8 protein-coding genes and 2 pseudogenes are annotated in these 11,646 nt (G+C 45.5%); 6 read left to right on the forward strand and 4 right to left on the reverse strand.

Annotation, left to right across the window (positions count from 1 at the left end):
- Positions 1-236: 236 nt before the first annotated feature.
- From BACCELL_RS15405 to BACCELL_RS15415, 3 genes are all read left to right on the forward strand, one after another.
- Complete coding sequence (locus tag BACCELL_RS15405) at positions 237-3,056, forward strand: glycoside hydrolase family 2 protein (protein WP_052309562.1); 2,820 nt, start codon at positions 237-239, stop codon at positions 3,054-3,056.
- A gap of 87 nt (positions 3,057-3,143) precedes the next feature.
- Entirely contained in the window at positions 3,144-3,467 is a 324-nt protein-coding gene (locus tag BACCELL_RS15410; protein ID WP_007212812.1) for a type II toxin-antitoxin system RelE/ParE family toxin, read from the forward strand.
- A gap of 7 nt (positions 3,468-3,474) precedes the next feature.
- The gene (locus BACCELL_RS15415; protein WP_007212813.1) at positions 3,475-3,798 is read left to right on the forward strand and encodes a HigA family addiction module antitoxin; all 324 of its coding nucleotides are present in this window, start codon (positions 3,475-3,477) and stop codon (positions 3,796-3,798) included.
- 30 nt (positions 3,799-3,828) lie between these two features.
- Here BACCELL_RS15415 and BACCELL_RS15420 read toward each other — a convergent pair whose 3' ends face one another.
- The 4 genes from BACCELL_RS15420 to BACCELL_RS15435 all read right to left on the reverse strand — a co-directional run bounded on the left by BACCELL_RS15420 (position 3,829) and on the right by BACCELL_RS15435 (position 8,444).
- Complete coding sequence (locus BACCELL_RS15420; protein WP_007212814.1) at positions 3,829-5,010, reverse strand: class I SAM-dependent rRNA methyltransferase; 1,182 nt, start codon at positions 5,008-5,010, stop codon at positions 3,829-3,831.
- 18 nt (positions 5,011-5,028) lie between these two features.
- The gene (locus BACCELL_RS15425; protein ID WP_007212815.1) at positions 5,029-5,676 is read right to left on the reverse strand and encodes a 3'-5' exonuclease; all 648 of its coding nucleotides are present in this window, start codon (positions 5,674-5,676) and stop codon (positions 5,029-5,031) included.
- An 11-nt stretch (positions 5,677-5,687) separates the two neighbouring features.
- Positions 5,688-6,278 carry a DUF5063 domain-containing protein gene (locus tag BACCELL_RS15430; protein ID WP_007212816.1) on the reverse strand — a complete coding sequence of 197 codons (591 nt, stop codon included), beginning with the start codon at positions 6,276-6,278 and terminating at the stop codon, positions 5,688-5,690.
- Positions 6,279-6,341: 63 nt separating this feature from the next.
- Positions 6,342-8,444, reverse strand: a complete 2,103-nt coding sequence (locus BACCELL_RS15435) for a BT4734/BF3469 family protein (protein WP_007212817.1) — start codon at positions 8,442-8,444, stop codon at positions 6,342-6,344.
- A gap of 558 nt (positions 8,445-9,002) precedes the next feature.
- Between BACCELL_RS15435 and BACCELL_RS15440 the strand changes: the two genes are divergently transcribed.
- From BACCELL_RS15440 to BACCELL_RS27760, 3 genes and pseudogenes are all read left to right on the forward strand, one after another.
- Entirely contained in the window at positions 9,003-9,611 is a 609-nt protein-coding gene (locus tag BACCELL_RS15440; RefSeq protein WP_007212820.1) for an HU family DNA-binding protein, read from the forward strand.
- A 285-nt stretch (positions 9,612-9,896) separates the two neighbouring features.
- Positions 9,897-10,547 (forward strand): annotated as a pseudogene (locus BACCELL_RS27755) (DNA translocase FtsK 4TM domain-containing protein); the annotation flags it as partial.
- 204 nt (positions 10,548-10,751) lie between these two features.
- Positions 10,752-11,646 (forward strand): annotated as a pseudogene (locus BACCELL_RS27760) (DNA translocase FtsK); the annotation flags it as partial.

An 11,646-nucleotide genomic window follows, 5' to 3' on the forward strand; every position in this document is an offset into this window, starting at 1 on the left:
CAGACAGCCAATCTTTATTAACCTTAAATCTAATACCATGAAAAACACAGTGCAAATGTAGAGGTTTTATGTTATACAACATAACGTTTTACTAATTTTCTTCTTTGGCTTAACATTATTTAGATTATAGGGCAGCTTTTGTCCCATTTATGAGAGAGTAAAGTGCATTTTTGGCAAAGATAGTATTAGTTAATCTTCTATCCCTTGCTTACCTTTGCTTCATAAATCGAGAAATGATGAAAAACAGAATCTTATTGACTGCTGCGTTATGTATGAGCATGATGGCACAGATTACTGCACAAGGTTACACTTCTTTGCGGGAGCAAATCCAGTTAGCGGGAGAGTGGGAGAGTTCTTTAGGTACCTGTCGCCTGCCCGGTACGACAGATGAAAACCGACTGGGTGAAAGGAACCGGGATACGCTGGTGACGTATCAGTTAACACGTCTCTATCCTTATAGTGGTAAAGTGATTTATACCCGTGAAATAAATATCCCTGAGAGTTTCCGGGGTAAGAAACTGTTTTTGATGATGGAGCGTACCAAACCAAGTACTGTGTGGGTAGATGGTGACAGTATCGGTAGCTATGGTCATCTGTATGCGCCTCACCGGTATGAGCTGCCTGCCCTGGCAGTAGGGAAGCATCAGCTGAAAATCAGGATCGATAATTCACCGACTTCTGTCCCTAAAGAAATACAGGGCTCTCATGCCTGGACAGATGCTACGCAAACGAATTGGAACGGCATTCTGGGAGAATTTTATATCGAAGCAGTTCCGGTTTCTTATATCCAGTCGGTGCAGGTATATCCGGAAGTGGATAAGAAACAAGCATTAGTTATAGTGGAAGTCGATGCGGACAAAGACGGAAAAGCGATACTGGATGTCGATGGATATGCCTGGAATACTTCTGAAACACATACCTTGTCTCCCCAGAAACTTGCCGTGCGATTGAAGAAAGGACGAAATCGGATTGAGCTTCCTGTGAATATGGGTGATAAACCATTACTGTGGAGTGAATTTCATCCCGCACTTTACAAACTGAACATTACGCTCCGTGCCGGGAAAAACCGGGATAGCCGAATGGTAGATTTCGGTATGCGCAAGTTTGAAGTGGAGGGTACGCAATTTGTGATAAATGGTTATAAAACTTTTTTGCGTGGGAAACATGATGCCTGTGTTTTTCCCCTGACCGGTTACGGTCCGATGGATGTAGCGTCCTGGCAACGTGTATTCCGCGTGGCTAAACAATACGGTATTAATCATTATCGCTGTCATTCTTTCACTCCGCCGCGTGCTGCGCTGGAGGCTGCCGATATAGAAGGTATCTATTATCAGATTGAGTTGCCTTTGTGGGGGTATATCAAGCGTGAAAATACGGTCCTGAACGATTTTCTGAAAAGGGAAGGGGACATGTTGCTGGAACACTTTGGGAATCATCCTTCATTTATGATGCTGGGTTTGGGTAATGAACTGGATGCGGAGATAGATGTGGTGCGTGAATGGCTCGATGATTTCCGTAATCAGGATAATCGTCATTTGTATTGCTTCGGTTCCAATAATAACCTTGGTTGGAAAGGTCCGCAGGATGGAGAAGATTTCTTTGTGACCTGCCGTGTAGGTGGTGGAGACGGATATACGACTCATGTACGTACTTCCTTTGCGTACGTAGATGCTGAGAAGGGTGGCATTTTGAATAATACGCGTCCGGCTACGGATAAAGACTATTCCGGTGCCATTGCGCACTGTCCCCGTCCTGTAGTGGGGCATGAAAACTGTCAGTTTCAAATCTATCCCGATTACGGTCAGATAGAGAAATATACCGGGGTGCTTCATCCTTATAATCTTGAGATTTTTCGTGATCGTTTGAAAGAGAACCATCTTTCTTCTCAGGCAAAAACTTTTCACCAGGCTACCGGACACTTTTCCATTGAATGTTACAAGGCAGATATGGAATATGCTTTCCGTACTCCCGGTTTTGGTGGCTTCCAGTTGCTCGATTTGCAGGATTATCCCGGACAAGGTTCCGCATTAGTGGGGATTCTGGATGCTTTTATGGATAGTAAAGGTATCGTTGCCCCCGAAACTTTTTATGGTTTCTGTGCACCCCTTGTTCCTTTGGCATTGATGAAGGATCATTGTTGGCTGAATACTCAGCCGCTTCACATAGATGTTGCTCTTTCTAATTATGTGGAAGGCGATTGGAATGAGCCTGTTCGCTGGAGTTTAGTATCTGATAATGGGGTATGGAAACGTGATGGAGTACTCATGGCCACCATTCCTCAGGGCAAAGTAGGAAAGGCGGGCAGTATTGATCTTTCACTTTCCGGACTGAAAGAAGCCCAACGCCTGACTCTGACATTGACCACCGGTAAGTATCGCAACTATTATCATCTTTGGGTATATCCTGATGAAACTGCCGAGTCGGAAGGTTCTGTTCATGTGGCTTCTTTCCTGAACGATGATCTGCGAAAAAGGTTGGAAAGCGGAGCGTCCGTTCTGTTGATTCCCGATCATGATAGTATCGTAGCACAGAGTGTTGGAGGAATGTTTACCCCTGATTACTGGAATTACTCTATGTTTAAGACTATTTCGGAAAATGCCGGAAAAGAAGTTTCTCCCGGTACACTTTCCATATTGACTGATCCCGGACATCCGTTATTGAAATACTTTCCGACTGAATGTCACAGTGATTGGCAATGGTGGAGTATTACCCGTAATTCCCGTCCCATGATACTGAATGCAACCCGTGGTGAGTATCGTCCGCTTATTCAGGTGGTCGATAACATTGAGCGCAACCATAAACTGGGACTGGTCTTTGAATTTGCTGTAGGAAAGGGAAAGCTGTTAGTTTGCATGATCGATCTGCAAGCCATTGCAGGGACACCTGAAGGCAATCAGTTTCGTACATCCTTGCTTCGGTATATGAAGTCTGATGCTTTTCACCCTACCGAACAGTTGGCCTGGAAAGAACTGGACGCACTCTTCCACGCCGATATCAATCAAAGACAGATTATTGGGGTGAAGAATGAGTCGGATTATACAGTCGGAGGGGACTAGGACGAAGAGTTCTGAAAATAAAATGTTCGCAATTTAGTGAACATTTTGTTTTAAATCTCTATCTTTGCAACGAACAAACTACTGCTTATGTTAGTTACATTTGATAAAGAATATCTCAAGGAACTCTATGTGTCCGGTAAATGTAGTGATAAGAAACATCGTTTTCAGCCGGATGTGATAAAACGATATGCGAGATGTATCTATCGTCTGGAAGAGATCAATAGGGAAGAAGATTTATATAAAATAAATTCTCTTAATTATGAAGTTCTTCAGGGAGATAAAAAGGGTATTTCATCAATAAGAGTGACTGATAAATATCGTATTGAATTTACTATTTCGACAATGCCGAATATTGATGAATGTATTGTCAGAGTATGTAATATATTAGAATTGTCTAACCATTATAAATAAGTAGAATATGACTATGGTTGCAAATAAATTAACACCTTTCTATCCCATTCATCCCGGTGAAATATTAAAAGACGAAGTTGAATACCGGAAGATTTCTCAACGCGCCTTGGCACGTCAGATGGGAATTTCGTATTCACAATTGAATGAGGTGCTGAACGGTAAGCGCCCGGTTAATACGGAACTTGCTTTGCTTTTTGAAGCAGCTTTGGGGCTTGATCCTGAAATGTTGCTCAATATGCAGACGCGATATAATATGCAGGTGGCGCGTGCCGATCAGCGCACGCAAGATCGCTGGAATGAAGTACGTAAGTTGTGTGCATCGTTCCTTTGATGCACACAACTGTATCTGTTATCAGAGGTTTTATTCCACATACAGCACCAACCCTTTCAGGTATTCTCCTTCGGGGTGGTAAATACTTACCGGATGGTCAGCCGGTTGCGTCAGTTGGTGCAGAATACGCACACTGCGACCTGACATTGCGGCAGCCGTAAAGACCGCCGTGCGGAAGTTTTCTTTGCTGACAGCTTGTGAGCAGGAGAAGGTGAATAGTATGCCGCCCGGTTTGATCTTTTCGAAAGCTTTCACATTCAGCTTGCGGTAACCTTGCAGCGCATTGCGCAGGGCATCGCGATGTTTGGCAAATGCGGGTGGATCCAGAACTATCAGGTCGTACTGGTCGCCCATACGATCCAGGTATTTGAAAGCATCTTCGGCAAAAGCGGCATGGCGGGTGTCACCGGGGAAATTCAGTTCTACATTCTTGTTCGTGAGGTCAATAGCCTTGGCGGAACTGTCTACAGAATGTACCAGTTCGGCATTACCACGCATACCATAAACAGAGAAGCCACCGGTATAACAGAACATATTCAGCACAGAACGTCCGTTAGCATAGCGTTCCAGCAGTGCGCGGTTCTCGCGTTGATCCACGAAGAAGCCCGTCTTTTGTCCTTTCAGCCAGTCGATATGGAATTTTAAGCCATATTCCATTGCCACATTATCTGTGCTGCCACCTTTCAGGAAGCCATTCTCAGGGTAGAGGTCGGCTTTGAAGGGGAGAGTCGTTTCTGATTTATAATAGATATTCTCTATTTTATCACCCATCACTTCACTCAGGGCATTGGCTATTTCCATGCGGTCGAGGTGCATACCGGCAGAGTGTGCTTGCATTACGGCCGTGCGGGCATAAATATCAATGATCAAGCCGGGAAGGTTATCTCCCTCGCCATGTACCAGTCTGTAAGTGTTGTTAGTCGAATTTTCAGCAATACCAATGCTGCGACGCATCTCATAGGCAATACTGAGTTTGCGTTTCCAAAAATCAGAATCAATAGCTTCATCTTGATGAAAAGAAAGCACGCGCACGGCGATGCTGCCTATTTGGAAATGTCCCTTGGCTATGAATTCCTTCTTGGAAGTGTAGATTTCAACTACTTCACCTTCTTCGGGTTCACCGTCGAAATGAGCGATGGCACCTGAAAATACCCAGGGATGGAAACGTTTTAATGACTCTTCTTTGCCGGATTTGAGATATACTTTGTACATGCGATTAGTGATTAGCGATTATGGGTTAGTGATTAATGATTCTTGGTTGGTAAGCGGTTCATCCGGTTCCAATTCATAGTCACCGGTAACTTTCAATTCCTGTAATCGGTTGTATATGTTGAGGCATGCCCATGCATCGGTGGCTGCATACTGTTTTTGAGGTTCGGTCAGATGCTCAGCTTCCCAGTTGGAGAGACGTTGTGATTTGGATATTTTCTCACCGAACAGGATACCATAGATTTTTTGCAGACTCTTGTCCTGTATGCCGAACATACGGACATATTCTTGCAACTCGATGCAGGAATGTTGTTCAAAAGGAGCGCGCTTGTGCAGCATCATAAAGTCGTCACGCAGCGAAAGGCCGACTTTGGTAACTGACGGACTTTCCAGCAATGAAATAATCGGAAGCGTCAGGCCGGTAAGGTTCAGGCGGAAAAGGAAGCAGTCTTCTTCAGAGGATACTTGCAGTAAGGCTACCTTATGTGATTGCCCTTTGGTGAATGACGGGCGGGTTTCGCTGTCAATTCCCAACAGAGAATACTTCTTAAGATAAGTCACTGCTTTTTCCGCTTCCCAGGGGGTTTGTACAAGATGTATTCGTCCCGGAAAGAGTACTTTGGGCATCTCTTTGATATCTTCCTTTTTAATCGTTTTTTTAATAACCATAATTTAAGTCTTTAGTCGTGATGGTGATGTCCATGACAGTGGCAATCATCATCATCGCAGTCATCTTCTTCCGGTTCGTCTTCTTCAGACTGGCGGTATTTTACGTCGTGCAATGCGCGAAGTGTGTTTACAAGGGTTTGCCCCCAGTATTCTTTGAACTGTTCCTGACAGATAGCCAGGGAGTCGTTCATTGTTTCGTTCAATCCCAACTGGAAGACGAAAATGAAATCTTTGATGGCCTGGTAAATATCTGCCAGGTCTTCGGAAATATTCTTCTTGATAGGCTGGTCGCTATAAACCATATCTTGTATGAACACGTCCAGATAGTCATCTTTTTCGGCAAGAATCCCGGCAAGGTTGATGCGGAGCACTTCATACGTTTCTTCCGTTACGTAGCTTTCAGGAGCGTCGTCGCCTATTATTTCTGTTTCGGGCAACATGGCCGCCTTGAGGTAGAGCAACGGAAGTATCTTTAATGAGGTATCGACAAATGTGTCACGTTTCATCGTTTCCGCCTGCTCTAGGAATTTGCAGAATTCAGCAGCTACGGTGACGAATTCCACTACATTACGGTCGAATATCACTTGGCTTTCTTTTTTCATATATACTCGGTTTGAAACGCAAAGATAGTGTAAACCGAGTGCAGTAGCAAATTTATTTGCATTTTACTGAAATGCCGTTTCATTTATTATTACGTGATATTCCGTTCCCCGGTTTCTTCTCCGGCTACTGATTCCAAGTTTGCGAAGTGCACGCCCGAAGTACGCGACTTTGTTGATGGCTAATCGGTCTTTGGTCTTTTTCTGGAGAAAAGAAAGTATTTCCATCGGTGTCATCCACGTTCCTTCGTCTTCTGTTTGTGCCGCCTGGAAGTGGCATAGGAAGAGTTGTTCCAATGGAGTAGGTTGTTCAAACTCTTGATTGCTCTGCTTCAGAATGGCTTCGTCGGTGTCGTCCAGCCAGTAGCGTTCACCTTGCGAAATGGCAGTCATGGCCTGGGCATAGAGTTGGCGGTAGTTGATGGTGACGTTGGTGTTGATGGGACCGGTTACTTCGATACAGATGAAGCGGCGACTGCCGCTGGGATCGGTCAGCAAGTCTTTTTGATTGCTGGTGCCTATGAAGGAGGCGTAGCGGCGTATCTCCTGAATGGCGGTTCCATAAGGTTTTCGCAGGTTGGCTACGGGTTTTTGCAACAGATGTTTCAGGAAACCTTGCTGGCTGACGCTGATCTGGTCGAACTCGTCGATGTTGATCAGAAAGAAACGTCCCAGGCTTCGTTCGGCATCCTGTTTGCTTTTGAAGTCGATGCTGTCTGTGTAGCCGAAACGCAGTTCCGGTGGTAAAAGAATGCGGCAAAACGTGGATTTTCGATACCCTTGGGCGCCTACCAGTAGGGGCGATGTACTGTTGCCATGCTGCCGGTCAAGTCCACGCCAATGAGCCGTCATACTGAGAAACCAGCGGTAGAATAATTCCCGCCAATGCGGATTTTCGCAGGGAACGAGGTCGGCCAGGGCACGGATGCGGTCTTTTCCGTCCCAGCGCCCGGTGTCGTTGAGGTATTCTTCTACCGGATTATGTAGGGGGATATAGTCGGAAGTAAGGTAGCGTGCTATGTCGCGGTCCCATACCCGGATACCTTCTTTTAGGGCATTGAGCGCTATGCTGCTTCGTATCCGCTGGTCGGCGGGGCGGAATTGGAAGTGTATGGAGTCGCGCTGGCGGTATTCCAGCTCGCCCAACACGGTGTTGTAGCGGAATTCGTAGCGGCGGTTCATGAACTCTTCCAGGCGGAAGGCTGTGTCCTGTTCGGCGGTCATGCTGTTGCGGGTGCCGAAACCTTTACATTCACGGTAAATATTATGTATGGCGGCACGTATTACGGGCTCGTCCGCTTCGCGATAATAATGCATCAGGGTTTGCCGGACTACCTCTTCCTCGGGGATGCCTGCTTTGTAACAGTGCTCGGCAAGCCGTGTCAGTAACGGGCGTAGGTCGTCACCCCGCTTCCAGTTTGTCAGTCCGTCGAATGAACGGTTTAGTGCCGCTTCAAAGAGCATGGAAAAGGTGTCCGATGAACTATAACCGGGCTGCATACGCAATAGGGGATTGGTTTCCGCTTGCTTTTGTTCCTTGAAGGTGGTTTCACCGGGTATGGCAAAGGGCTGTTCCAGGCAGAAGGTGGTGGCGGCAGGGTTGTAGTAAGGTTGCTCGTCCAGCGTCATGCGGCAACTTTGGTTGAGCGACGGTTCCTTCAGGGTGATGGAGTAGGGCAACAGAGGTTGGTAACAGTTCACTGCGAGGCGGTAGGCGTGGGCATGAAACAGGGCCATTTCACTTTCGCGCTTGGGCAGTGAGCCGTCGGGCAGGGCGAAGAGTACCCATATTTTGACGCTACGTCCGCTGCTTCCGCAGAAGGCGGCAAAAGTCTGGGGTAATAGGGAGACTTGCTGTTTTATTTGTTCCACTTCGGTGCTACCTGTCAGGTGGTTGACTTCAATCTGCACCAGTCCGTTGTAAATCTTCACCCGATGTTCTCCGTCTTTGGTACGGGCATATTCCACGGCGGGGTAGATGCGAGGCAACTTGTCTATGTTCTGGTAGTGATTATTGGTTCCTTGCAGTATGGGGATGAGATGGCGCAGGGCTGATACATGCGCTGCTTTGTTCTCTTTCTTTATTTTTGCTATCAAGTTTTCAGCTTCAAGGGTACTGAAAGATTCTTTACCGGTTTCACGGTCGGTGCGTATAAGGGTTAGTTTCATCGTGGTTATTTTTAGTTACTGTTTTCAAAAGACGGCGCAAGTTACGGCAAAAAGCCGGGGACACAAAGTCTTTCTTTATTTTTTATGTCTCTTACAAAAATACGGTTTCTTTTTTATCTGCAAACTACTTCTCTCCATTTATATTCTTCCATCTTCATCCTTCGCTTCATTCATTAAATACAAGGATGCAGAAGTACAGAAAAATAGATGAGTATAAACGCAGAAAACTTAGTTTCTTTGTATACAAACCTGTAGTATTAAATATTCTCTAGCCTTTCTTTATTAAAACATCACCCTTTCCTTGCTTTTGCATTGCTTTTTCTTTATCTTTGCATTTGATATTTTGGCTTGTCCACAGCCGTGGATCTTGTGCTTCACAGTCGTAAAGCAGCAACACCACAGTTGTGAAGCACGTGATTTACATCTGTGGGCAAGCCAAAAACATTGCTTGCCAATGAAAGAAACATAGGCAGTTAGCGAAAGAAACATAAGAGATTAACATAAGCAATCCCTGCTCTGAATATCACTGAAAGCGGGGAATGCAATAACAAAAGAACAATGGCGATATTATTTGATTGGTACGAGAATCCAAAAAACAAAGAGCGTCAGAACGAAGAACTGACCCTGCACCCGCGCATCCGGCTGAACGGCTCCACGGACACTGCCGCGTTGCGAAGGTTCATACAGGAATATTGTTCGCTGACCGAAACGGATGTTTCGGCTGTGCTCGATGCTCTGTCGCACTTCATGGGACGGGAATTGGGTGAAGGACGCCAGGTACACCTGGATGGCATCGGCTATTTTCGCCCTACGCTGACCTGCACTGAACCGGTGAAGGTGGATACCAAACGGAAAAGCACCAAGGTAAAGCTGAAAAGCATCACCTTTCGTCCCGACATGGCACTGCGAAGCGAGGTAGGCAACATTAAAGTCCTGCCGCTGAAACAACGGAATGTATTGCAAAAGCCACTGACCCCGGAAGAGATTGACAAACGGCTGGAGAAATTCTTCACTACGCACGACTTTATGACGAAAGGCGACTTCTATTCTCTCACCGGAATGACGAGAACTACAGCCACCCGGCATATTAGGCGTCTTTGTGATGAAGGAAAACTGGAAAATAAAGGGTTGCAGAAACAACCGATTTATGTGCAGAAAAAGGCGTAATAGGAAGATTATTAGCGGAATATGCGTGTTTGTATGGAGTGTAGGCAAATTGCTTGCACTTTATTTATATTTGCTGCCACCACCGCTGTGTTGCCGATGAATAGGGAGATGCGAAGCATGAGTGCAAGCGTGCAAGTAAAAGTGCATATAAACTTTTTGTACGCTGCACCTGGCTGATGCCTCTCTCCATTCAGAGAATCTTTAGAAGACTAAGGTTATAAAGAGAGCAATATTTTTATTACTTTTGCACCAATCTATCATTCATTTACTAAGGAATTCTATTTCATGGCTAAGAAAAATTCTACAAAAGATACAGAACAATCCCTTTCCCTGTTTGGTAAAATAAGGGCGATCTTCAAAAATGAAACCATTCACTTTGTTATTGGCTTGGTATTGGTCATTTTCTCTGTGTACTTGCTACTGGCCTTTTCTTCGTTTTTCTTTACGGGAGCGGCGGATCAAAGTATCATTGATTCGGGTAATGCACAGGAATTGGCTTCTACCAATAATGGGGTGAAGAATTATGCCGGTTCGCGCGGCGCTCAATTGGCAAGTTATCTGATTAATGACTGCTTCGGTATTTCCTCTTTCTTCATCCTTGTATTCCTTGCAGTGGCGGGGTTGAAATTGATGCGTGTACGGGTGGTTCGCCTCTGGAAGTGGTTTATCGGTTGTTCGTTGTTGTTGGTTTGGTTCTCTGTCTTCTTCGGCTTTGCCTTTGTGGAGCAGTATAAAGACTCTTTCCTGTATCTGGGCGGTATGCACGGATATAATGTCAGCAACTGGTTGGTATCGCAGGTAGGTGTTCCGGGCGTTTGGATGATTCTGTTGGTGACTGCTATCTGCTTCCTTATCTACCTCAGCGCACGTACAGTTATCTGGTTGCGCAGATTGTTCAGCCTTAGCTTCCTGAAGCGCAAACAGAAAGAGGAAGAAGAGAAAGGTGAAACACCGGAAGAGTTTACGGACTCCTGGACGGCAAAAGGAAAGAAAAAGCCGGTTTCTGTTCCTGATGTGGCAGATATAAAAGAAGAAGAGGCTCCCATTGAAATTCCCGAACCTATAAAAGAACCGGAAAATGAAATTACATTGGATTTGGGTGGCGTTACGGAAACACAGCCTGCCAAGGTATCGGGTGAAGAAGTGTCTATGACTATTGAAACGCCTGTTCCTGACCCTGTACCTCCTTTCCATGAAAAAGCGGCGGAACCCGTATTCGAAATAGAAGCTACTGAAAATGATGACGAATATAAAGGTCCGGAAAAGGAACCCTATAATCCCCGTCTCGATCTGGAAAACTATCGTTATCCTACTGTCGACCTGATGAAGCATTATGATAATGCCGAGCCTACTATCGACATGGCGGAGCAGAATGCCAATAAAGATAAGATTATAAATACACTGCGCAGTTTCGGTATTGAAATCAGTACGATAAAGGCGACGGTGGGACCTACGGTGACGCTGTATGAAATTACTCCCGAACAAGGGGTTCGTATTTCCAAGATTCGTGGTTTGGAAGATGATATCGCTCTCAGCCTTTCGGCATTGGGTATTCGTATCATTGCACCGATTCCGGGAAAAGGAACAATCGGTATTGAAGTACCGAACTCCAATCCGAAGATTGTTTCCGGACAGAGTATCATCGGTAGCAAGAAGTTCCAGGAGTCTACTTATGACTTGCCGGTAGCTTTGGGTAAGACGATTACCAATGAGGTTTTCATGGTTGATTTGTGCAAGATGCCGCATATGCTGGTGGCCGGTGCCACCGGTCAGGGTAAATCTGTCGGACTGAATGCCATCATCACTTCTTTGCTTTATAAGAAGCATCCGGCTGAACTGAAGTTTGTGCTGGTAGACCCTAAGAAAGTTGAATTCAGTATCTATTCGGTGATTGAACATCACTTCCTTGCCAAACTGCCCGATGGGGAAGATGCTATCATTACGGATGTAACCAAGGTAGTGCAGACGCTGAATTCTATCTGTGTGGAAATGGATACCCGTTACGACTTATTGAAAGCCGCACATGTGCGCAATA

This window comes from Bacteroides cellulosilyticus DSM 14838 (assembly GCF_000158035.1).
Classification (GTDB): domain Bacteria; phylum Bacteroidota; class Bacteroidia; order Bacteroidales; family Bacteroidaceae; genus Bacteroides; species Bacteroides cellulosilyticus.